This window comes from Anaerofustis sp. (assembly GCF_019420015.1).
Taxonomy (GTDB): Bacteria; Bacillota; Clostridia; order Eubacteriales; family Anaerofustaceae; genus Anaerofustis.
The window spans coordinates 96,480-121,091 of sequence record NZ_JAHZIA010000039.1; the positions used below are offsets into that span (position 1 = coordinate 96,480).

22 protein-coding genes are annotated in these 24,612 nt (G+C 33.7%); 2 read left to right on the top strand and 20 right to left on the bottom strand.

Going from position 1 to position 24,612, the window contains the following annotated elements; translation table 11 throughout:
* Positions 1-32 precede the first annotated feature (32 nt).
* Positions 33-362 (bottom strand): hypothetical protein, encoded by a 330-nt coding sequence (locus QZ357_RS06780; RefSeq protein ID WP_290773586.1) that lies wholly within the window; start codon positions 360-362, stop codon positions 33-35.
* A gap of 76 nt (positions 363-438) precedes the next feature.
* Between QZ357_RS06780 and QZ357_RS06785 the strand changes: the two genes are divergently transcribed.
* The gene (locus tag QZ357_RS06785; RefSeq protein ID WP_290773589.1) at positions 439-1,008 is read left to right on the top strand and encodes an epoxyqueuosine reductase QueH; all 570 of its coding nucleotides are present in this window, start codon (positions 439-441) and stop codon (positions 1,006-1,008) included.
* Between the two features lie 9 nt (positions 1,009-1,017).
* Here the strand turns inward: QZ357_RS06785 and QZ357_RS06790 are convergent, their stop codons facing one another.
* The 6 genes from QZ357_RS06790 to kdpA all read right to left on the bottom strand — a co-directional run bounded on the left by QZ357_RS06790 (position 1,018) and on the right by kdpA (position 9,907).
* Positions 1,018-1,728, bottom strand: coding sequence for a response regulator transcription factor (locus tag QZ357_RS06790; protein WP_290773591.1), 711 nt, complete (start codon positions 1,726-1,728; stop codon positions 1,018-1,020).
* Positions 1,721-4,411, bottom strand: a complete 2,691-nt coding sequence (locus QZ357_RS06795; protein WP_290773593.1) for a sensor histidine kinase KdpD — start codon at positions 4,409-4,411, stop codon at positions 1,721-1,723. The genes QZ357_RS06790 and QZ357_RS06795 overlap by 8 nt, the downstream gene beginning before the upstream one ends.
* Positions 4,412-4,474: 63 nt before the next feature.
* On the bottom strand, positions 4,475-5,362 hold the full coding sequence (locus QZ357_RS06800; protein WP_290773595.1) for a hypothetical protein: 888 nt from the start codon (positions 5,360-5,362) through the stop codon (positions 4,475-4,477).
* An 18-nt stretch (positions 5,363-5,380) separates the two neighbouring features.
* Positions 5,381-5,977 carry a potassium-transporting ATPase subunit C gene (locus QZ357_RS06805; RefSeq protein WP_290773597.1) on the bottom strand — a complete coding sequence of 199 codons (597 nt, stop codon included), beginning with the start codon at positions 5,975-5,977 and terminating at the stop codon, positions 5,381-5,383.
* A gap of 19 nt (positions 5,978-5,996) precedes the next feature.
* Positions 5,997-8,069, bottom strand: a complete 2,073-nt coding sequence (gene kdpB, locus QZ357_RS06810; RefSeq protein WP_290773601.1) for a potassium-transporting ATPase subunit KdpB — start codon at positions 8,067-8,069, stop codon at positions 5,997-5,999.
* Positions 8,070-8,098: 29 nt separating this feature from the next.
* Positions 8,099-9,907 (bottom strand): potassium-transporting ATPase subunit KdpA, encoded by a 1,809-nt coding sequence (kdpA, locus tag QZ357_RS06815; protein WP_290773605.1) that lies wholly within the window; start codon positions 9,905-9,907, stop codon positions 8,099-8,101.
* A 248-nt stretch (positions 9,908-10,155) separates the two neighbouring features.
* On the opposite strand from kdpA, the gene QZ357_RS06820 reads away from it, so the two are divergent.
* Positions 10,156-10,272 (top strand): winged helix-turn-helix transcriptional regulator, encoded by a 117-nt coding sequence (locus QZ357_RS06820; RefSeq protein ID WP_290773894.1) that lies wholly within the window; start codon positions 10,156-10,158, stop codon positions 10,270-10,272.
* Between the two features lie 36 nt (positions 10,273-10,308).
* On the opposite strand, the gene carB is transcribed toward QZ357_RS06820, so the two are convergent.
* The 13 genes from carB to QZ357_RS06885 form a co-directional block, all read right to left on the bottom strand.
* Entirely contained in the window at positions 10,309-13,533 is a 3,225-nt protein-coding gene (carB, locus tag QZ357_RS06825; RefSeq protein WP_290773607.1) for a carbamoyl-phosphate synthase large subunit, read from the bottom strand.
* 10 nt (positions 13,534-13,543) lie between these two features.
* Positions 13,544-14,602, bottom strand: a complete 1,059-nt coding sequence (locus QZ357_RS06830; protein WP_290773610.1) for a carbamoyl phosphate synthase small subunit — start codon at positions 14,600-14,602, stop codon at positions 13,544-13,546.
* Positions 14,603-14,619: 17 nt separating this feature from the next.
* A complete protein-coding gene (gene pyrE, locus QZ357_RS06835) occupies positions 14,620-15,207 on the bottom strand; it encodes an orotate phosphoribosyltransferase (RefSeq protein ID WP_290773613.1) in 588 nt (195 codons plus the stop codon).
* Between the two features lie 30 nt (positions 15,208-15,237).
* The gene (locus QZ357_RS06840; protein ID WP_290773616.1) at positions 15,238-16,140 is read right to left on the bottom strand and encodes a dihydroorotate dehydrogenase; all 903 of its coding nucleotides are present in this window, start codon (positions 16,138-16,140) and stop codon (positions 15,238-15,240) included.
* A 1-nt stretch (position 16,141) separates the two neighbouring features.
* Positions 16,142-16,840, bottom strand: coding sequence for a dihydroorotate dehydrogenase electron transfer subunit (locus QZ357_RS06845; RefSeq protein ID WP_290773619.1), 699 nt, complete (start codon positions 16,838-16,840; stop codon positions 16,142-16,144).
* Entirely contained in the window at positions 16,831-17,691 is an 861-nt protein-coding gene (gene pyrF / locus QZ357_RS06850) for an orotidine-5'-phosphate decarboxylase (protein WP_290773622.1), read from the bottom strand. The genes QZ357_RS06845 and pyrF overlap by 10 nt, the downstream gene beginning before the upstream one ends.
* A complete protein-coding gene (locus tag QZ357_RS06855) occupies positions 17,675-18,829 on the bottom strand; it encodes a dihydroorotase (RefSeq protein WP_290773626.1) in 1,155 nt (384 codons plus the stop codon). The genes pyrF and QZ357_RS06855 overlap by 17 nt, the downstream gene beginning before the upstream one ends.
* A 10-nt stretch (positions 18,830-18,839) precedes the next feature.
* Positions 18,840-19,274, bottom strand: a complete 435-nt coding sequence (locus QZ357_RS06860) for an aspartate carbamoyltransferase regulatory subunit (protein ID WP_290773629.1) — start codon at positions 19,272-19,274, stop codon at positions 18,840-18,842.
* On the bottom strand, positions 19,267-20,193 hold the full coding sequence (gene pyrB, locus QZ357_RS06865) for an aspartate carbamoyltransferase (protein WP_290773632.1): 927 nt from the start codon (positions 20,191-20,193) through the stop codon (positions 19,267-19,269). The genes QZ357_RS06860 and pyrB overlap by 8 nt, the downstream gene beginning before the upstream one ends.
* A gap of 395 nt (positions 20,194-20,588) precedes the next feature.
* Positions 20,589-21,896, bottom strand: a complete 1,308-nt coding sequence (locus tag QZ357_RS06870) for a hemolysin family protein (protein ID WP_290773635.1) — start codon at positions 21,894-21,896, stop codon at positions 20,589-20,591.
* 254 nt (positions 21,897-22,150) lie between these two features.
* Entirely contained in the window at positions 22,151-22,879 is a 729-nt protein-coding gene (rlmB, locus tag QZ357_RS06875; RefSeq protein WP_290773638.1) for a 23S rRNA (guanosine(2251)-2'-O)-methyltransferase RlmB, read from the bottom strand.
* A 15-nt stretch (positions 22,880-22,894) separates the two neighbouring features.
* Positions 22,895-23,668, bottom strand: coding sequence for an FAD-dependent thymidylate synthase (gene thyX, locus QZ357_RS06880; protein WP_290773640.1), 774 nt, complete (start codon positions 23,666-23,668; stop codon positions 22,895-22,897).
* A gap of 112 nt (positions 23,669-23,780) precedes the next feature.
* A complete protein-coding gene (locus QZ357_RS06885) occupies positions 23,781-24,443 on the bottom strand; it encodes a transaldolase family protein (RefSeq protein ID WP_290773642.1) in 663 nt (220 codons plus the stop codon).
* Positions 24,444-24,612: the final 169 nt, after the last annotated feature.

Here is a 24,612-nt window from a genome sequence, read left to right on the forward strand (position 1 = left end):
ATACACATAAAATACGCTTATTAACACCTAATTTATTTCTTATATTTATCTTCCGTAAAAATACATGAAATAATAAGTCCTATAACCCAAAACGGAATTAATAGAATTGATAAAAAGGAATACTTTGAATTTTGAGCAAATAAAATTACAGGTGATAAAATAGGCAAAAGAAGCAAAGCAAAAATAATAAATATTTTACCAAGAGCTTTATTATATCCGCTTATATCTTTTACATTTGGCAGTTTTTTTACGTTTGATAAATATTGTATAGGATTATCTTTTGTCTTAATCATTGAAATTCCAATTATCATAAATATTAAAACTACTATCAAAACAATCCCCAAAGCAATTATATTATTCATATTTTCACCTTTTATCATATTGCATTTACTCAGTTTTATTTTTATAATATATTATTATATATTAAGGAGATTTATTTTGAAAGTATTATTGCATTCTTGTTGCGCACCTTGTTCCATTATGTGCATAGATACCCTAAGAAAAGAGAATATAGAGCCGACTTGTTTTTGGTATAATCCCAATATTCACCCTTTCCAAGAATACAAAAAAAGAAAAAAAACTTTAATCGACTATACACAAGACATAAATGTAAAACTGATAATAGAAAATGAATATGGACTTAGAGAATTTATAAATAACATATATCCAAACTTTGACAACAGATGTGCGGCATGTTACAAAATGCGACTTTTCGAAACGGCAAAATTCGCAAAAGAAAACGAGTTTGATGCTTTCACAACAACACTTTTGATAAGTCCGTATCAAGATCATGAATTAATATGTAAAATAGCAAAAGCCGCATCTCAAAAATATAAAGTAAATTTTTTATACAAAGACTTCAGACCGTATTTTAATGAAGGGCAGGAACAAGCTATAAAGCTAAACCTTTACAGACAAAACTACTGCGGCTGCATATTCAGCGAAGAAGAACGATTCTCAAAAAAAAGACGACGAGAACTTATAAAAAAACAAAAAGAACTCTTATAAAAGAGTTCTTTATTTATTTTCTTTCCTCAACATTCTGTACCCGACGCCGATATGTGTTTGTATATATTCCGGATGTTCAGTATCCTTTTCTATTTTTTTCCTAAGAGTAGCCATATAAACACGAAGTGATGCAACATCACTGTCAAAAGCGCTCCCCCAAATTTCATTTAAAATATATTTATGCGTAAGAACCTTACCTACGTTCCTACTTAAGATACAAATAAGCTTATATTCATTCGGAGTCAAATGAACCTCTTGTTCTCCTATATATACACATCCGCTCTCATAGTCTATCTTAAGTTCTCCGTTAATAAAAACGGGAGTTTCTTTTCTTGCATTATTTTGATTTTGGTAATCAATTCTTCTAAAAGCAACTCTGAGTCTTGCCAACAATTCATCGACACTGAAAGGCTTTGTCAAATAATCATCCGCCCCGGCATCAAGTGCTTCTATTTTATCCTTATCTTCACTTCTTGCACTGACAACTATTATAGGAACATTTGACCAACCTCTGACCTTCTTTATAATATCGAGCCCGTCCATATCAGGCAACCCCAAATCCAACAATATGACATCAGGATTTGAACTAATTATATCATCAAGCGCTTGTTTACCGTTTTTCGCTGTATGGAATTTATACTCCTTACTTTTCAATGTTGTCGATATAAGATTTTTTATTGCATTGTCATCTTCTACAACCAATATTAAACGATTATTCATGTAATACGACCTCCTGTGCTTTTAAAGAAAATGTAAATATTGTTCCTTTTGGATAATTATCATTAACCGTAAGGTCTCCGCCATGTGCTTTTATTATTGTTTTGCATAAATACAGTCCCAAACCTAGCCCTCTTCTGCTGTCCTCGGAATTTTTCCCTTCGGTATAAAACATTTTGAACAGATTTTTCTTACCCTCATCGCTTATTCCGTTTCCGTTATCCATGATACTCGTATAAACATAATTATTCTTCTTTTCTACTTTAATGCAAATATCAGAACCAGAATGAGTATACTTAATTGCATTATCCACTATATTTATTATTACCTGTATAATAAGGCGTGAATCCATTTTTGCCATAACCAAATCATCTTTTATATCAATACTTATATTATGCTCCACACTTTTTCTGTTGATATGTTTTAGTGCTTCAGAAATAACCTCCACCAAAAGTTCAGGCTGCATATTTAAATTCATTTTTCCGTCTTCTATTCTTGTTACCGATAATAAATTTTCGACCAAATTAATCAGCCACATTGAATCGTCATATATATTCTCATAAAGATTATGCTTCGTTTCCTCATTAAGATCCAACTCTTTCAATAAAACAGAAGCATTCCCGGAAATACTGGTAAGAGGTGTTCTTAAATCATGAGATATGGACCGTAAAAGATTCGCACGTAATTTTTCTTGATTTGCTTCCATAAGCGCTTTTGCATTTTTTTTCTCAAGATAATTATTTTCCAAAACCACACCGCACTCATTTACGAGAGACATAAGGAGGCTCCTGTCAAACATACTAAAGTCTTCATCTTTACTCATCGCAATACCGACAACACCGTAATTACCTTCCTTACCCCTTATTGATAAATAATAACAATTAGAACCACTCAGCGTATTTGTGGTAGCACCTGCGTGTTTGTTGTTTTTATATACCCAAAGGGCTACGGCTTGTTCATTTTGAGAAATATATTCGTTTATGTCTTCATCGTCATTACTTTTAAATATCAAGGGCTCAAGTAATCTATCATGCATTGATAAATAAATTACAGTGGTTCTATCGATAAATTTTACGATTTGATTCCCCATTTCACGTATAATTTCTTCTTTGCTCCTTGCCTGTTGCAATTTCTGATCAGTATCCAAAAGAACCTTGGTTCTGTAACCAAATCTTGCAGACTGTTTTGCCTGTTCCTTAATTCTGGAAGTCAAGGTACCGGTAATAAAAGCAGCCAAAAACATTATAAGAAATGTAACGGGATACCCTTGTTCATAAGCGTTAAAAGTAAATCTCGGCACTGTAAACAAAAAGTTAAAAATCAGAACACTTAAGAGAGAAGAAACTATTGGGTATATCTTTCTTGAAGTAACAAAAGCAGTTCCCAGAACTCCTAAAATATAGACGGTAATAATATTGGCTTCACTAAATCCCAAGTTATAAAACAATAAGCCCATTACCGTACATAACCCGAGAATAATCAGCGACTTCAATATATCGATAAAAGATATATCTATTTTGCTTTTTCCCATTCTCTCTCTTGCTTTTTTTCTCTGATCTGTATCATTATCCGGTATAATATATATATCCAAATTCGGATATAAAGCAGACAATTTATTCGTAAATGATGTATTTGAAGAAAAGAAAGAACTCTTTTTTCTACTTCTTCCTATAATTATTTTTGAAACATTCGAAAGCCTTGCAAATTCCGCTATTTGAAAAGCGACATCATCTCCGTACACAGTGGTTATATTTGCCCCAAGTTGCTCGGCGAGTTTAAAGTTTTCGTTTAATCTCTTTTCATCTTCATCGCTCATATCTTCCGAATCAGAAGTTTCCACATATAATGCCGTAAATGTTCCTTTAAAAGCATCTGCCATACGGGCAGCAGTTCTTATAACTTTTTTATTGCTAGGAGAAGAAGATAAACATATCAATATATGCTCATCTATATAATGTCCGTCTTTTGACGGATCTTTTATTCTTGATGATATTTTATTTACCCTGTCTGCACATCTCCTAAGTGCCACTTCTCTTAAAGCTGTCAAATTTTCTACAGTAAAAAAATTATCAAGAGCAGTAATTGCTCTTTCTTCCCTATAAATTTTTCCTTTATTTAAACGTTCTATTAAGTCTTCAGGTTCAATATCAACAAGCTCTACTTGATAAGCAAGGTCAAAAATTCTATCCGGGATTCTTTCTCTTACTTCTACACCTGTAATGGAAGCAACAATATCATTTAAACTTTCTATATGCTGAACATTTACTGTAGTATAAACATTGATTCCCGCATTCAGCAACTCTTCTATATCTTGATACCTTTTAATATGTCTACAACCCTTTGCGTTTGTATGAGCAAGTTCGTCTACCAATATTATTTCAGGATGACGCTTTAATGCTTCATCCAAGTTGAATTCCTTAAGCGTAATTTGATTGTACTGTATTTCCTTAACCGGTATGCTCTCCAGCCCTTCTTTCAAAGCCGAAGTTTCCGGTCTGGCATGAGGCTCTATATATCCGAGAACAACATCTTTACCGTCTTTTTTTGCTTTATGTGCTGCTTCTAGCATTGCATATGTTTTCCCGACGCCCGCAGCATATCCAAAAAATATCTTTAATTTCCCGATGCTGTTTTCCGGAGTCTCGGTCTTTATTTTTTCTAAAATTTTATCAGGATTTGGTCTCATTTTTATCTCCCAAATAATGTTAAATAGTGTTAATATCAATAATATTAACACTATTTTTATTTATTAAAAAGTATTTTTTATCGGAAACAATATTTTAAGGAAAAGCTTTTCCGCACTGTTTTCACTGTTATAATCAAAATATAATCTCTTATTGTTTTTATCTAAAACATTAAAGCTATTGTCATCATATTTTATACTTATATCCATATCGCTGAGAACCAATCTAAGAGCAAGTTCCCACTCAAATAGTGAATAAAGAGAATCTTTTTGATATTCTCCTAGCGCATAATCAAATTCTAGAGCCGAAATTTTTTCTTCCAAAAATATCTGCCATAATTTTTTCATCTGATTTATTGTAAGAGCATCGATAAACATTTCACCTTCATAAGGTTCATTAAGTTTCAAATATCTAAAGTAAGTGTCCTCACCTTCCTCTTCGATCCCTCTAAACGTTAAGTCTTTAAACTTTGCTCTTTCAACTGCCACAAAACTTTTCCTGTAATCCAAGTCAGAAATAAGCTTATAAAAATTATTAAGCAAGCAAATATCCGATATTTCTATTTTTACACAAATATCGGACATCTCATCAAAATCCTTACCGGAAATATTTTTCTTAAATAATGATATTTTGCCCTCATCGGTATCATAGACAGATACCAATGAGGCTGATTCATTATCATTTATTGTTCCGTAAATTGATATAGGGTATTTATTTGAAATAACACCTAAACTTATACCAAACTCATTAAAGAAGTTTTTCACAACATAACAAGATTTTTCATAATAAATCCAAAGAGAGTTTTCTTTTTCTATTTTATATACCTTTGGATTCATCGAAAGGTCATAACTTAACATATATAGGCTTGCGATAAATAAAGACTCTTCACTTACTTCTTTATCGTCAAAATTAAACTTAAATTCTTCCTTATAAGCCGTAATCTTATTATGCATAGCTTTATCTCCTTAAATCTATTTTAATATGCCGTCCAACATTAAATTAACTTTCAATACGTTAACTCTTTCTTCACCGAATATACCTAGGAAACGACCTGTTGTACATTTATCAATAATACTTCTTACTTCATTTTCAGTCATATCATTGTTTTTTGCAAGTCTTTTTACCTGGTATTCTGCCGCATCGGGTGAAATTTCAGGGTCAAGCCCACTTCCGGAATTAGTTAATAAATCTTCGGGAATTGGAGTATTTCCCATTTCTTTATGATTTGCTTTAATCTTATCAACTCTTTCCTGTATTGTCTTTTCAAAATCTTCGCTCGCAGGAGAAAGATTTGAAGGTCCTGAATAAAGAAGAGTATTTCCGTCTTTATCTTTAAATGTTGTCATATTCAAATTCATTATACGACCCCACATATGATCTTCATCTTCATATTGTTGAGCCATTAATTCGCTTCCGTATTTTACTCCGTTAACTTCAATAATGCTTCCGTTTGCTTTATTGTGGAATAAAGCCTGACAAACACCTGTCATAAACAAAGTATATATAATACCGCAAAGCACTGTTGTTATCACAACAAATATAAACGATTTTTTTATTAGACTTTTCATGTATTTCTTATTCTCCTTCCTATACTAAGCCAAGAGCGACGATTATAATATCGATTATTTTAATACATACAAATGGTGCAATAATACCACCAAGTCCGTAAATAAGCAAGTTTCTGCTAAGTAATTTACCTGACGAAACTTCTCTGTACTTAACACCTTTTAATGCCAAAGGAATTAAGGCTATAATGATAAGTGCATTATATATTATTGCCGAAAATACGGCTGAATTTGCACTATGTAGATTCATTATATTAAGAGCCTGAAGTCCGGGATATAATCCTAAGAACAATGCCGGTATTATGGCAAAGTATTTCGCAATATCATTTGCAATACTGAATGTTGTCAAACTACCTCTTGTCATAAGAAGTTGTTTACCGATTCTTACTACATCTATAAGTTTTGTAGGAGAAGAATCCAAGTCAACCATATTTCCGGCTTCTTTTGCGGCTTGTGTACCTGAATTCATAGCTACCGCAACATCCGCCTGTGCAAGGGCAGGAGCATCATTTGTACCGTCCCCAGTCATTGCAACAAGATGTCCTTTCTTTTGGAAATCTCTTATCATTTCAAGTTTTCCTTCAGGAGTTGCTTCAGCCAAGAAATCGTCAACACCTGCTTCTGCTGCAATTGCTGCTGCAGTAAGAGGATTATCACCGGTTATCATAATCGTTTTGATACCCATTTTTCTAAGATCCGCAAATTTTTCTTTAACACCTTGTTTAATAATATCTTTTAAGTATATTACTCCAAGAACTCTTTCATTTTTAGCTACAACAAGAGGAGTCCCCCCTTGATTAGCTATTCTATTTACGGCTTCTTCCACTTCAATACTAAAACTTCCGCCTTTTTCCTGTACATATTGTTTGATAGTATCGGCAGCACCTTTTCTGATTTCTACACCGTCCATGTTAACACCGCTCATACGCGTTTTTGCGGTAAATGGAACGAATTCCATATTTAATTCCTCAAGGTTTCTTCCCCTAAGTCCAAACTCTTCTTTTGCAAGCACTACTATACTTCTTCCTTCAGGAGTCTCATCTGCAAGAGATGAAAGCTGAGCGGCATCAGCAAGTTCTTTTATATCTACACCCTCTGCAGGAATAAATTGACTTGCTTTTCTGTTTCCTAGAGTAATCGTACCTGTTTTATCAAGCATCAATATATCTACATCTCCGGCAGCTTCTATTGCTCTACCGCTCATAGCAAGTACATTCGCACTGTTAAGTCTGCTCATACCTGCAATACCTATTGCAGAAAGCAAAGCACCTATTGTTGTCGGAGCAAGACAAACCAATAACGCAATAAGAGATGTTATAGATGTAGGATTAGCAACTCCTTGCTGATTTGCTGAGAATAAAGAATATCCATATAGAGCCAAAGTAACCAATATGAATATAATTGATAGAGCAACCAAGAAAACTTCAAGGGCAATTTCGTTTGGTGTTTTCTTTCTTGATGCACCTTCAACCATGGCTATCATCTTATCAAGGAAACTTTCTCCTTTTTCGCTTGTTACTTCAACAACAATCCAGTCTGATATTACTGTTGTACCTCCGGTAACGGCACTTCTGTCCCCACCGCTTTCTCTTATTACAGGAGCGGATTCACCTGTTATGGCACTTTCATCAACAGAAGCGGCACCGTCTATTACTTCACCATCAGCAGGGATTTGTTCTCCTGCCTTAACTATTACGATATCACCTTTTTGCAAATTTGCAGAAGATATTTCACTCACTTCTTCTTTTCTATCAACAGAAGGTATTTTATATGCCTTCACATCTTGTTTTGCAGCTCTTAGAGAATCAGCTTGAGCCTTTCCTCTTCCTTCTGCTATCGCTTCTGCAAAGTTAGCAAATATTACGGTAAACCAAAGTATTATTGCAATTCCAAAGATATATCCCGATGGGGCATCTTTTATTCCCATCAAAGCTGCAATAAACAATATTGTTGTCAAAATCGCTGATATGTATACCAAAAACATTACCGGATTTTTAACTTGTGTTTTGGGAGCGAGCTTAACAAAAGAATCTTTTACCGCACGAAGCACCATTTTTTTATCTTTTAAAGCACTTGTGTATTCATTACTTTTCATAATTTAATTGTAATCTCCTTCATAACAAACTATACAATCATTTCAAAGAACTCTGCTATTGGTCCAAGAGATAATGCAGGGAAGAAACTCAATGCTCCGACAATCAATACCATTAATATTAATAGGAATACAAACATTGCATTTGATGTTGAAAGTGTTCCTGATGTCACAGCAATTTTCTTTTTCTTTGCAAGACTACCTGCTATCGCCAAACATGCAGTCATTTGAACGAAACGTGCAAATAACATTACTAATCCTAAATTAACGTTTAATGCAGGTGTATTTGCATTAAAGCCGGCAAATGCAGAACCGTTATTACCGCCACAAGAAGAGAAAGCATATATAACTTCGCTCAAGCCGTGAGCCCCTGCATTATTTAAGCTATCCGCCGTTTCCGGAAGGATTGTCGCAATGAAGCTTCCTACCAATATTGCAATTGGTGTAGCAAGACATACAAGTACAGACATCCTCATTTCAAAAGGCTCTATTTTCTTTCCTAAAAATTCCGGTGTTCTACCAACCATAAGTCCTGCAACAAACACCGTAAGTATTGCAAAACCTAACATACCGTATAAACCACATCCTACACCACCAAAGATAACTTCTCCAAGTTGCATTTGCAACATTGGAATCATTCCACCGATTGGAGTATAGCTATCATGCATTGAGTTTACCGAACCGTTTGAAGCTGCGGTTGTAAACGAAGCCCATGTTGCAGACGTAGCAATACCAAATCTGGTTTCCTTCCCTTCCATGTTACCCATTTGTCCATCAACAGTAGTACTTACTGCAGGATTATTGGTAAATGCAGGAGTAGAAGAATGTTCACTGTAGGCGGTTATGCCTAAACCTATTGCAAGTAATATAAACATTGCCACAAATATAGCAATACCTTGTTTTTTATTTTTAATATCCCTGCCAAATGCAAAACATAATGCAACAGGAATTAACAATAACGACAACATTTCCAACATATTAGAGAATGGAGTCGGATTTTCCAACGGATGAGCTGAGTTAACACCGTAATATCCACCACCGTTGGTTCCCAACTGCTTTATCGCAACTTGACTTGCAGCCATTCCTAACGGAACAACTTGTTTTGTTACAACTTCGGCATCTTTTACTTGCTCACCGTCCACATAAACTTTATTATCTTGAATTTTTGCATTTTCTATAATTTCGCCTTCAGTAGTTACCGCTACTGGTTCAAGCAGATTAACCTCTTCATGTCCTTTCATTGTTTGTACAACACCTTGCGATGCAATACCTATTGTTACAACAATTGAAAGAGGTATTAATACATATAAAGTACTTCTTGTTACATCTACAAAGAAGTTACCTATACCTTTGCTTTTAACTCTCATTAGACCTCTTACCAAAGCATACAAAACTGCCATACCAGTTGCGGCAGATGTAAAGTTTTGAACAGTTAAGCCCAATGCTTGAGCTAAATAACTAAGTTGAGATTCACCGCTGTATGCTTGCCAGTTTGTATTGGTTACGAAACTTGCCGCAGTATTAAACGATAAATGCCAACTCATACCTTCTATTCCTTCCGGATTCAAAGGTAAAAAAGCCTGTGCACATTGGATTACAAATAAAAACAATAATCCAAAAGCGCTGAATGCTAGCGCACTCACAGCATACTTTTTAAATCCCATTTCTTCATCTTTATTTATTTTTAGCATTTTATAAATAAAGTTTTCGACAGGAAGCATGATTTTTGTTAAAAAAACTTTTTCACCATTCATGGCTTTACTTATGTATTTACCTAGCGGAATGGCCAATGCCACCAATATCACTAAATAAAGCACATACTGTAAAATAGAATTACTCATTCGTCTTTACCTCCTAATAGTAAAACAGCATAGTATATAAGCATTGCTACTGCTATTAAACCACTTATTAAAATAAGAAATGTCATTTTTTATTCCTCCTTTTACTTAATCAAGTGTAACACTGCATATATTAAAACGGTATTAAGGAGATATAAAGACACATTAAGATTATATAAAGATTTTTTAATGTACAATTCATCGTAATATGTTTCAGAATTTTTTTACTATCATTAGACTAAAATAAAAAAATAGAATATGAATTATCCGATCTTGGATATTCAATAAAACCCATAATACAATCTATTTATGATTGGGGTACTGACTATGAAGAAATTTTAAATAAAAGCAATATTTATAACAAATAAAAAAGACGGCTTTAGCCGTCTTTTTTGATATTACTATTAATAGCTTGCAACATCCGTAACTTCAAAAGTATCGAAATCCAAATCTTCACTAAATAATGTTGCAAGAGCCATAGCACTGTCGATTGAAGTTACTATACTTACTCCGCATTCAACCGCACATCTTCTTATCTTAAACCCATCTGTTTCAGAATCTGATGAACTTTGAGGTGTATTTATAATCAAATCAATCTTATGGTTTTTAATTACATCGAGAATGCCAAGCTCTTTATTCTCACCTTCATGACCGATTTTATATACTTCGGTAACATTTTTCACACCGTGTTCTTCCATATATTTTTTCGTGTTTCCTGTTGCAAAGAATTCATATCCTATATCTGACATTTTCTTAAGAGATCCGATAAGCTCTTCTTTACTTTCGTCATTCAAAGAAATCAAAAGCTTTCTTTTTCTTCTACTCAAGTCGAAACCTGCAGCAAGAAATCCTTTATATAAAGCTTCAAGATAATTTTTGCTCACTCCTAAAACTTCACCTGTAGAACGCATTTCAGGTCCAAGGCTTACTTCAACATTCGGAAGTTTTTCCGTAGAAAATACCGGTACTTTAATTCCGTAGTTTTTACTGTCTTCATGAACATAACTTCCATATCCCATTTCTTTGATACAAGGTCCGAACATAGATTTTACAGCCATTTCAAGAATAGGCACATTTGTAATTTTAGTTATATAAGGTACTGTTCTGCTTGAACGAGGATTTACTTCAATAACATAAAGCTCATCTTTAAATACAATAAATTGAATATTTATCATACCTCTTACATCAAGTTCAAGAGCTATTTTTCGTGTATACTCATATAGAGTTTCTTTAATCTTATCACTTACGTTTATTGTAGGATATATTGTTACACTGTCTCCTGAATGAACACCCGCTCTGTCAAGATGCTCCATAATACCGGGAACAAATACTTCTTCTCCGTCACAAACTGCATCAACCTCAAGTTCAAGTCCATATAAGTATTTATCGATAAGAACAGGGTTTTTAGGATCTTCTTTGATGGCATTTGTAAGATATTTAACAAGACTTTCTTCATCATGACAAATCATCATACCTCTTCCGCCAAGAACATATGAAGGTCTTACAAGTACAGGATATTCTATTCTGTTTGCGGTTTCGATACCTTCCTCTACCGTAAACACTCCCTTTCCGGTAGGCTGTTTTACACCAAGCTTTGTAAGCATTGCTTCAAATCTTTCTCTGTCTTCCGCCTTATCTATGCTGTCAGGTGAAGTTCCTAAAATAGGAATATTCTCTCTTACACACATTTCTGCAAGTTTGATAGCCGTTTGTCCACCGAATTGTAAAATAACCCCATCAGGTTTTTCTTTGTTGTAAATATTAAGAACATCTTCATCTGTAAGAGGCTCAAAATAAAGTTTATCCGAAATATCAAAATCCGTACTTACGGTTTCAGGATTGTTGTTTACAACAATCGTTTCTATGCCCATTTCTCTTAACGCATACACACAATGAACAGAACTGTAATCAAATTCTATCCCCTGCCCTATTCGTATAGGACCTGAACCTATAACCATAACTTTCTTTTTATCACTTACAACCACTTCATCTTCGGTATCATATGTAGAGTAATAATAAGGAGTATATGCTTCAAATTCTCCCGCACATGTATCAACCATCTTATAAACAGGATGAATATTCCACATTTGTCTCATTTCATATATATCTTTTTCTCTAACACCCATTAAGAAGCTTATACCTTTGTCCGAAAATCCTTTTTTCTTTAAATCAAGCAATTCGTCTCTTGTCAAAGTTTCTAAGGTAAGAGTCTTTACATGTTCTTCCCTCTTTACTATCTCATTTATTTTATTAACAAAGAATAAATCAATCCCTGTGATTTTACTTACTTGAGCAACCGAATATTTTAATCTTAACATTTGTGCCAAAACAAATATTCTTTCATCATCGGCTTTAAATACTTTGTGTCTGAGTTCTTTTATAGGTATATCACTTACTTTATCATGAACCAAAGTATGCTTTTTAATTTCAAGAGAACGTATTGCTTTTAAGAAAGCTTCTTCAAAAGTTCTGCCTATTGACATTACTTCTCCGGTAGCCATCATTTTTGTTCCAAGATCCCTTTTGGCACTTAAGAATTTATCAAACGGCCATTTTGGAACTTTTATTACAACATAATCTATTGCAGGCTCAAAGCAGGCAAAAGTTTCTTTTGTAACCGCATTTCTAATTTCTTCCAAATGATAACCAAGAGCGATTTTGGCAGATACTTTTGCAATAGGATAACCTACGGCTTTTGAAGCAAGAGCCGAAGAACGTGAAACCCTTGGGTTAATTTCTATTATCGCATATTCCATACTGTCTGGATGAAGTGCAAACTGAACATTACACCCACCTTCTATTCCAACCGCTTCGATAATATCTAAAGCCGCAGAACGAAGCATTTGACATTCTTTATCAGATAAAGTCTGTGTAGGAGCAACAACTATACTGTCTCCCGTATGAATACCTACCGGGTCAATATTTTCCATGTTACATATAGTAATACATGTTCCGTTTGAATCCCTCATTACTTCATATTCAATTTCTTTCCAGTTCTTGATACTCTTTTCAATAAGAATTTGAGTTGTCATTGACAAAGCAAGACCGCTTTCTGCAATTTTTAACAACTCTTCTTCATTGTTTACGATACCTCCACCTGTACCTCCAAGAGTATACGCAGGTCTTACTACCACAGGATAACCTATTTCAAGTGCTGCTTTTTTCGCATCTTCAAGAGTATTTACTATTCTGCTTTCTATAATAGGCTGACCTATTTCTCTCATAAGCTTTCTGAATTCATCTCTGTCTTCACCCTTCATAATACCTTCAACACTTGTACCGATAACTTTGATTCCATATTTATCAAGAATCCCTTTATTATGAAGTTCCATAGTCATATTAAGTGCGGTTTGTCCGCCCATTCCGCCTATTATCGCATCGGGATGTTCTTTTTCTATAATCTTTACTACCGATTCCAATGTAATAGGTTCTATGTATACTTTATCGGCAGTTTGTTTATCTGTCATAATAGTAGCAGGATTAGAGTTTATAAGTACAACTTCAAAACCTTCCTCTTTTATGGCTTCGCAAGCTTGTGTTCCGGAATAATCGAATTCTGCTGCTTGACCTATAATAATAGGACCTGAACCTATAACCAATACTTTACTTATATCATTTCTTTTTGGCATAATAATCCTCCTATTCTATTACCCTTAAAATTTCATCCAATACATTCCCGTTATCTGTCGGTCCGGGACAAGCTTCAGGATGGAATTGAACGGTATATATTTTTTTGTCTCTTACTCGCATACCTTCAATACTTCCGTCATTTACATGCGTATATGTAACTTCAACATCTTTCGGCAATTTATCTACAACATAGCCATGATTTTGACTTGTAATAAAAACTCTGTTTGTAGCTAAATTCTTAACTGAATGATTTCCACCTCTGTGTCCGAATTTTAATTTCTTTGTTGTTCCACCAAGAGCCAAAGATGCTAACTGATGACCAAGACAAATACCAAGTATAGGAAGTTTTCCTATAAGTTTTTTGATTTCTTCTACACATCCAGGTAAATCTGCAGGATTCCCGGGACCGTTTGATAAAAATACAGCATCAGGTTTTAATTTTAAAATATCTTCAGCTTTTGTATCAAAAGGAACTATAGTTAAATTAACTCCTCTTTCTTTAAACATATTGATAATATTTGCCTTTATACCATAATCGATAGCTACAATATTTTTACCGTCTTTTTTACCTTCCACTTTATATATATCAGAAGTGGATACGCTAAATACACTTTTTGAATTATCGTATTCATCTAAAATTTCTATAAGCTTTGTCTTTGGCATCATATGAGTAGTAATCATTCCCCGCATAACACCTTCACTTCTTAACACTCTTGTAAGCATTCTTGTATCGATACCGCTTAAAGCGGTTATATCTTCACTTTCCAAATAGTCAGGAAGCGTCATTTCATTATTAAAATTATTAGGAGTATAACATACTTCTTTAACTATAAATCCTCTTGCTTTACAAGAGTCTGATTGTTCATAATCAAAGTTAATTCCGTAGTTTCCTATCAACGGATAAGTCATTGTTACTATTTGCCCGTAATATGAAGGGTCAGTAAGAATTTCTTGATAGCCGGTCATTGATGTATTAAATACAACTTCGCCTATTATTTTATCTTCTATTCTTCCGAAAAGTTCACCTTCAAAGGTCATTCCGTTTTCCAGTTGTAAATATCCTTTCATTTTTTACCTCTTCTTAATTATTTTGTTTTTTTAAAATCTCTGCTACCTGGTTTAACAAGCTCTATCTTTCCTTCCTTGCAAAGAGGACATTCCTCACTATCATAAGATACGATATCAAGTCTTATTGCAGAATAAATAGGAAGAGGGAAATCTAAATCCTTGCCGGTTCTGTTTACTATAGAGGCAACACCGACAACCTCAGCTCCCATTTCTTCCAATACTTTAACTGTTTCCATAGTGCTTTTACCTGTGGTTATAACATCTTCGCTGATTAACACTTTATCACCTTTACCAACGCTAAAACCTCTTCTAAGCTCCATATTACCGTCTTTTCTTTCTGTAAAAATACTTTCTATTCCAAGCTGTCTTCCAAGTTCATATGAAACTATTACACCACCCATAGCAGGTCCGCATATCTTTGTAATACCTAAATCTTTTACCTGTTTAGCAACATCTTCCAAAACTTCCGCCGCTTTATCAGGGAACCTCAAAAGCTTTGCACATTGTACATATTGATTTGAATGTCTTCCTGAAGAAAGCAAAAAGTGCCCCTCCAAAAATGCTTCGGTTTCTTTTAAAATTTCTTTAACTCTTTGTTCACTCATTGCAATATCCTTTACCTTTCTGATTTTATTTTAAACTATTCCTATTAATTCACTTACATTATTTATATTGTTTCTTGTAAGATATTCTTCTAAGTCGTCGATTATTTCCGGCATTACAGTCGGATTCGCAAAAGTTGCACTGCCTACTCCGATAAGTGTCGCTCCGGCCATTATAAATTCAAGTGCATCCATATAATTACTTATACCGCCATAAGCAAGTATAGGTATATTGGTATTTTTCGCAACCTGATGAACCATTCTCAGTGCAATAGGCTTGATGGCAGAACCCGAAAGCCCCGCATATATATTATCAAATACAGCTTTTTTCTTGTTTATATCTATAGCCATAGCCAAAAAAGTATTGGTTAGACTAAGAGCATCCGCTCCGGCCTCTTCCACAGCTTTTGCAACATCAACAATACTCGGAGCGTTTGGAGAAAGCTTTACTATAATAGGATGAATGGATTCTTCCTTTACCTTTTTCGTAATATCATATGCACTTTGTCCATTCATACAAAAGGCCATACCGCCTTCTTTTACATTTGGACATGAAATATTAAGCTCTATAAAATCCAATTCTTCTTTATTTAGCATTTCGATACCGCTCAAAAAGTCTTCCGTACTGTGGGCACCAAAATTTACAATAACTCTGGAATAAGATTTATTCATATAAGGAAGTTCTTTTATTATAAAACTTCTTACCCCAGGGTTTTCAAGACCTATACTGTTTATAACTCCGCTTGGGGTTTCCCATATTCTTACCCCGGTATTACCCGGCTGGGGTTTTAATGTCAATCCCTTTGAGCAAATGCCTCCAAGTCTGTTTATATCAAAAAACTCTGAATACTCCCGTCCAAACCCAAAAGTTCCGCTTGCGGCAACCAGAGGATTTTTAAATTCTTTTCCTAAAAAGTTTACCTTTAATTTATCCATTCTAATAAACCTCGCTTCCCGCAAATACAGGTCCGTCTTTACAAACTTTTCTGTTTCCGTGTGAGGTTGAAATATTACATCCAAGACATGCGCCCACACCACAGGCCATTCTGTTCTCCAAGGAAACAATTATTTCTCTTCCCGCTTTCTTTGCCAAATCATAAGCGCTTCTCATCATAATATCCGGTCCACATGTGAAATACAAATCATCTTTTGTAAAATCCACTTTATGCGTTATAATTCCACCCACATCAACAATAACTTCATCTGCTATATCTTCAAATTCTTTAACCAAATAATCTTCTTTCGTAAAACCCAAGTATACTCTGATATTTTTATTTGGATACTTTCTTTTAATCTGCTTGACAAGGTAATACAAAGGAGCTGTGCCTATTCCCCCTCCTATTACGGTGATGTCTTTTTCTATATTTTCTATATCAAAGCCATTTCCTCGCGGACCAAACAAATCAATATCCATATCTTGTTTTAACGAAGCAAGATATTTTGTGCCTTCTCCTTTAACTTGGTAAAGAAAAGTTATACCTTCATCATCAATGTCATGAATACTGATCGGCTTTGCCAAAAAAGTATTTTTGGGTTTTAACATATAAAACTGACCTTCTTTTCCTTCAAACTTACCTTTAAGTTTTAACATATAAATGTCATCTTTTATTTTCTTATTAAACAATACTATAGCCATTTTCCTATATCCTCTTGCATATCTTTAACGGCTTTAACCGTTATATCGGTAAAGCTCTCATCTTCTATTTTTCCCTTATGAGCAGAAATAATACCTCTCGATGAATTAACTACACCGCAAATATCATCTTTAAAAATCTCTGCAATATCTTTTCCTGTACCTCCTTGGGCGCCGTAACCAGGAATAAGGAAAAAAGCTTTTGGCATGTACTTCTTTACTTCGATAAATTCCTTTGGATAAGTCAAACCTACAACGGCTCCTACACTGCTGTAACCGCACTCTCCGACAAAGTCACTTCCCCATTTATCTACATAACCAGCCATTTTCTCGTAAACTTTGTCTCCGTCTTTTACTTCCAAGTCTTGAATCTGATGACCGTTTGGATTAGATGTTTTTACCAAAACGAAAAGACCTTTGTTTCCGTCTTTCATATAGTCAAAGTATGGGCTTATTGCATCAAGCCCCATATATGTGTTTATTGTAATAAAGTCAGCTTCAAAATCTCCGCTGAAATGACCGTCAGCATACATTGCTGCAGTTGAAGAAATATCTCCTCTTTTTATATCTGCGATTACAATACCGTCATTTTCCCTTATATATTTAAGTGTCTTCTGATATGCATTAAGCCCGTCCATTCCAAGAGCTTCATAACAAGCAATTTGAACTTTGTAGCAAGCAACAATATCTTTTGTAGCATCGATTATCGCTTTGTTAAACAAGAAATATTTTTCTCCCAAGGTTATATCCATATTACTTATATATTCGGGTAAAAAAGCTTCTTTCGTATCAAGACCCAAACATACAGCCATATTTTTCTTGCTTCTTTCATATAATTTATCTATCAGCTTCATATTTCTTCTCTCCTTCAACAAAAGTCATTAATACTTTACCTTTGATTTTCTCTTTATCAAAAGGTGTATTGTTCGATTTGGAAACAAACTCGTCTTTGTTTATTTCCCCTTCATAATCAAGATCTACTACAACCAAGTCAGCATCGTAACCTTCTTTAATAAGCCCTTTGTTAAGCCCTATTTTCTTTGCAGGGTTTAGACTTATCATTTCACTTAGCTTGTTGATGCTAATTTTGTTATCATTAAATACTTTGTAATACATAGAAAAAGCAACTTCAATATTATCAATCCCCGGAGCTCCTTTTTCTTTGTCTTCTTTAGAATGAGGTGCATGGTCAGTAGCAAGAACATCAATTTTATTTTCTTTTATTCCTTCAATTAAAGCCATTCTATCTTCTAAAGTTGCAAAAGAAGGATTAACTCTATAATCAAGGCTATCTGCAAAAAGGTGATGAGGTCCAACTTCACAAGTTACCCCAAGACCTTTATCTTTTGCATCACATATAAGCTCTAAAGATTTCTTTGTACTTATATGGCATACATGAAGATTTCCTCCAACTTTTTCAAGCAGCTTCATATCTCTCTCAATTATCTCTTCTTCGGGCTGGCAATGTGTAAGTAAATGGAAATTATATTCTGTAGATTTTTTTAACGCTCTTTCCATAAATTCATCACTGAATATGGTTTTTCCGTCATTTGAAAATAAATTTGTGTATTTTTTGTTTTCTTCTATATTGACAAACTCTTTGTCTTCAAGATCCTTGCCGATTGCACTAATTTGAATTACCTTATTTAAACCTGCTTTTTGTGATTTTTCTTTTACATATTCAAGAACTTCTTTATTGTCACAAACAGGCTTTGTATTTGCCATAGTGCAAACAACACTATACCCGCCTTTTAAACTTGCTTTCATTCCGCTTTCGATATCTTCTTTATAAGTATATCCCGGATCTCTGAAATGTGAATGCATATCTATAAATGCAGGAAGCAACGCCTTTCCTTTCAAATCAATAATATCTGCATCCGCACACTGTATATCCTTTCCTGTTTTTACTATCTTTCCGTTTTCGATTAAAACATCTTCTTTTGATGTTTTAATAGCATCAATTACAATTCCGTTTTTAAAAATAACTTTCATTTGTTTTACCTTATTTATGCTCTACCAATGTGGTCTTTGAATCACAATAAGAACATCTGTACTCTCTTTTTTCTTTATTTGCAAGATAAAACTTTATATTTTCAACCTTTTCATATTGTGTGATACATCGTGGATTTTTACATTTTAAAATCCCCTCCACAACTTCGGGAAGCTCAGGCTTCACTTTCTTTACTCTTTTTCCGTCTTTAATATAGCTTACAGTTATATTAGGATCTATAAGGCCCAAAATAGTCAAGTCTAACTTTAAATCAGTTTCTATTTTTATTATATCTTTTCTGCCCATTTTATGACTGGGAATATTTCTCATAAGAACTATTACGTCATCTATTTCATCAAGCTTAAGCTGTTTAAAAACTTCATAACCGTGATTTACTTTTATATGGTCGATTACGATACCTTGTTTTAACATAGAAACATTAATCATCTAATTCTACCCCCAATAATTTCATAATAAGCGCCATTCTTACATACATCCCGAGTCTGCCCTGCATAAAATATACGGCTCTTTCATCATCATCAACATCAGTTGATATTTCGTTTACTCTAGGAAGAGGATGCATAACAATCATATCTTCTTTTGCTTTTTCAAGCTTTTCTCTTGTAAGAATAAAGTAATCTTTAAGTCTTAAATATTCCTCTTCATTTACGAATCTTTCTCTTTGAACTCTAGACATATACAAAACATCTAAATCGCCTATTACCTCATCAAGAGAATTTGTCTCAGAGTATTTAACCTTACCTTCGATTTCTTCTTTTATATATTCAGGCATTGCGAGTTCTTTTGGTGAAATAAATACAAATTCCACATTTTCGTATCTTGACATTGCTTTAACCAAAGAGTGAATAGTTCTGCCAAACATCAAATCTCCGCAAACACCGATTTTTAAATTGTCAAATCTGTGTTTATAGTACTGAATTGTAAGAAGGTCCGTTAATGTTTGGGTAGGATGCTGATGTCCTCCGTCTCCCGCATTGATAATAGGAACATCTGAATGTTCGCTCATAAGTTTAGCTGTACCTTCTCTTGGATGTCTTGCTACTATAATGTCTACATAATTTGAAATTACAACAGTAGTATCCGCAAGAGACTCTCCCTTTGATGTACTTGATGTATTTGGATCGGAAAATCCGAGGACGTTACCACCTAATCTATACATAGCCGCATCAAAAGAAAATTTTGTTCTCGTTGACGGCTCATAAAAAAGGCTTGCCAATAATTTCCCATGACATACATCAACGTATTTTTTTTCATCTTTAAGGATATCATTAGCAAGCTCAAATATTTCATCTAATTCTTCAATAGTAAAGTTCGTTGGTTCTATCAAATGACGACCTTTTAACATAGTTTTATACCTCCGATATTTATAAAAAAATACCTGCACTTAGGCTAGGTACTCACAAAAAATGCATAGCTTCTCCATCAAGCTACTCATAAATCAGATATAACCTTTTTAGCCTCTCGTGCTAAGTTAAAAGTATTTTTGTTTATTATATAAAATTACACTAACAAAGTCAACGAAATATACTGTTAATTTGCCATATTATAAAGTTTTATTTTATTAATAAGATTATTTGATATGTATATGTTGTATCGCTTTGTTTTTGAGATAAAAACTATTTATATTGTTATTAATCATCTAAATGAATTATCAAAACAGTTTATCTTTTTTGATATTAATAAAAGAATAAATCATATAATAAAAAGGCTCTAAAAAATTTAGAGCCTTTCCCTTATTCACTATGAATTATCTGTATCATCAACAACTTTATGTATCACAGCATAAATAACCTTATGATTACGTATCTTTACATCTGTTACTTTTATTCCTTCAAAATCAAATTCTATATTTTCACCCTTTTCTGGGATACTTTGAAGATTATGGAATATAAGCCCTCCAATTGTATCATACTCCTCTGATGATAAAGCCATATCTATTTGTTTCGAAATATCATCCAAAGATGCAATACCCTTTACTTTCCATGTTAAATCATCGATTTTTTCAATCTCGTTGTCCTCTTCAAGGTCGCCAACAAGCTGCTCTACCAAATCATTTATGGTAATTATTCCTGCAGTACCGCCATATTCATCAAGAACAACAGCCATCGTGTTCCCACTTTTTCTCATGTTTCTAAATAAGTCATCAGCCTTAATCGTATCCGGAACATAATATGCCTTTGATATTGTATGTTCTATTATATTTTCAATATTTTTATCTTCCAAACGAAAATATTTTTTTGAATCCAAGATACCTATTATTTTATCTATAGAGCCATCACATACAGGATATAGAGTATACTTTGTACTAAAAATTATACTTCTCCATTTATCAATATCTTCTTCCATGTCCAACATAACAATATCTGTCCTATGTGTCAGTATATCCTCAGCAGATAAATCATCAAACTCAAAAACATTTTGTATGAATTCTCTCTCTTCGTGGTCAATTGTTCCTTTTTCGCTTCCCACATCAACCATCATCCTTATCTCTTCTTCACTTACATTTTCGTCCTCCTCTTCAGGATCGATACCGATAAGTCTTAAAACAAAGTTGGTTGAAACTGTAAGCATACTTACAAGAGGTGCAAAAATCTTAGAAATGGAATATGTAAGAGAAGACATACCAAGAGCAAGCTCTTCTGATTTCCTCATAGCAACTCTCTTTGGTACAAGCTCACCGAAAATAAGAGTTATATAAGACAATATAATCGTTATTAATATTACCGCAACAGAATCCAAAACACCCGGTGGAATCGGTACCCCTAATTTCATTACTACATTAACCAGTCCGTCAGAAAAGTTTTCTGCCGCAAACGCACTGCCTAAAAACCCGGACAATGTAATCGCTACTTGAATTGTCGCAAGAAATCTTGCAGGTTGCTCGGTTAATTTTACAAGTCTTATCGCTCTTTTATCTCCTTTTGCCGCCATTTTGTCAAGCTTGTTATCATTCATGGAAATAACAGCTATTTCAGCGCAGGCAAAAACAGCGTTTAACATTATTAAAACAATTTGCAATAAAATCATCAATATTATCGAACTATCCAAAACATTACCTCCAAATACATTTTTTATTTAATTCGATATCAATCTATATCACTCTTTTTTATATCGAAAAAATATCAAATAATGCATTATCAAGGGTTTTGGTTTATTCGTCGGGACGCCGTCGTCATCATTCATCTTTGATTCTATTCTCCTTTCACAAATCTAATTTAAGCTATTTTATCATTTTGTATCTGTTAAGTCCATATAAAGTTAGCTTTATATCACAAAAACAGCACCCAAAAGGCGCTGTAAAACTATCTGTTTTTAACCGCTTCAAAAAGAACTATTCCCGCTGCAACGGATGCATTAAGAGAATCAAAATTATTCTTTAAAGGAATTGAACTTATAAAATCGCATTTTTCTTTTACAAGTCTGCCAAGCCCCTTTCCTTCTGCGCCTACTACCAATGCAAGAGGCATATCATAATCTATATCATAATAATTTTCTCCGTCCATATCGAGTCCGACAACAAACAAACCTTCTTTTTTCAAGGTATCAATGGTTTGCGCAATATTAGAAACTTCACATATATCGATATGCTCAATTGCACCCGCAGAAGATTTATACATTCCCTCTCCTATGGATGCACTTCTTCTCGTTTGCATTATTACACCATCAGCACCTGCACAATAAGCACTTCTTATTATTGCCCCTGCATTGTGTGGATCGGTTATGTTATCAAGAATCACCAAAATAGGCTTATCATCCTTTTTACTTATTTTATCCATAAGCTCTCTTAAGGATATTGTTTCTACCGGAGAGCAAAGCGCAACAACCCCCTGATGGTGTATACTCCCTGCAATATTCTCAAGCTTATGCTTATTTGTTTTTTGGATTGATATTCCTTTTTGTTTTGCCATTTTTATTATATTTGTAAGACCTGAATCATGATTTTCGCTTATATAAAGCTTATTTATATTTCTTCCTGCCTTTAACGTTTCTCTTACTGCATTTCTGCCGCTTACTTTTTCGTAATTACTCATCTTATATATTTACCTCTATAAATTCTTAAATTTTTCTCTTATCTCTTTTGCTTTACCGCAACTCATTTTTCCTTCAGGACATCCCCCGTTTACACAGCCCGGACCGGCATTTTCAAATATTACAGGACAAACTTCTTTAACCAACTTTAACATCTGTGTTGCAAGCTCCCTTATTTCCCATTGAGCTCTTACACAGGTCCTTTCCTCAAAGAAATGAAGTAGTTGTCTGGCATTCATCGTCGTTATGATTTTTGTTTCACATGCTCCGGGGAGAACAAATCTTGCATCTTCATTAGCAAGTTTAACGGCCTTTTTCCTTGCCTCACTCTCATTTAATCCATCTTCAGCCATAATTTTCTTTGTTGTATTTAAAGTTAATATATCCCTTAATTTTTCATAAGAAGCCTGAATCGTATCCATACTTTCTTCAAACACCCTCAAAGCTTCTTCATCATTTTCAATCATAGGCGGAATTATATAGTCAAACGCATTTTCATCAACATACCTTTGAGATTGTTGTGAATAACTTGCAAGCCTGTGCCTTACAAGTTGATGAGTAAGGGTTCTACTTACTCCTTCAATTGCAAAAGAAAAACTTATATGCTCAAGAGGCGACATGTGTGAAAATCCCATAAGCATTTTTACAAATTTTTCAGCTTCCTCATCATTCATTTTCTTATTTATATCTTCAATTCCTACTTTTGAATAACAAAGCTTGGCTGCCATAGCAACAGTTTTTACAGGTTCTGGAGTATATCTTACCAAACTTACTTTCAATTCACTTTTCATGTTTTAACCTCCGCTTTGTAAATATTTATTTTATTATACAATATTTAAAGTTATAAGAAAAGTATAAAAAAAGAGCAGATAAAATTATCTGCCCTTTAAAATATGGATTTAATTATTTATCGTATGTATAGAATTCAGAACCTTTTTCTTCAAATTCCATGATAGCAGCTGTTGTAAGTGGATGATATATTAATTTTTCAAATAAATCACAACTGATTGTAGCAGCATGAGAACCTACCATTGCAACGTTATGAACTTGTTGAGTATTTTTGAAACTTGCAGCCAATACTTTAGTATCTTTTCCGTACATATCAAATAATTCAACAATATCGCCTACAACCCCGATTCCGTCTGAAGAGAAGTTGTCGATTCTGTTTACATATGGAGCAACATAGTCTGCACCTGCAGTAGAAGCAAGCAATGCTTGTTGTGCTGTGAAGATAGCTGTTGCAGTAACACCAAAACCTAATTCTTTAAGTACACTGATAGATTTAAGACCTTCTCCTGTTACAGGAACTTTTACAAAAAAGTTTCCGCCTACAGCATCTCTAAGTCTAATAGCTTCTTTTACGATTTCGTCACATGTATTAGCCAATACTTGTGCATGAAGTTCGCAGTCAGGACCTATAACATCTCTTATTTCTTTAATTTTTTTATAAACATTTTCACCATTTGCAGCAATAATACTTGGATTTGTAGTTACTCCCGTGATTGGGAAATATTGAGTAATAGTTTTAATGCTTTCAATGTTAGCATCATCAATTAAATATAACATGTATAATTTCTCCTTATTTTATATAACACTTATTTTAATAAATGCATTATATATTATATAAAAAGCAATTACAAGTACTTTCGTTAAAAAAAAGAAAAAAAGGTTATTAAATTTTATTATGTTTTATTAAACATAATTATATTTAATTTAAAAAAACCTTTTCAATAGG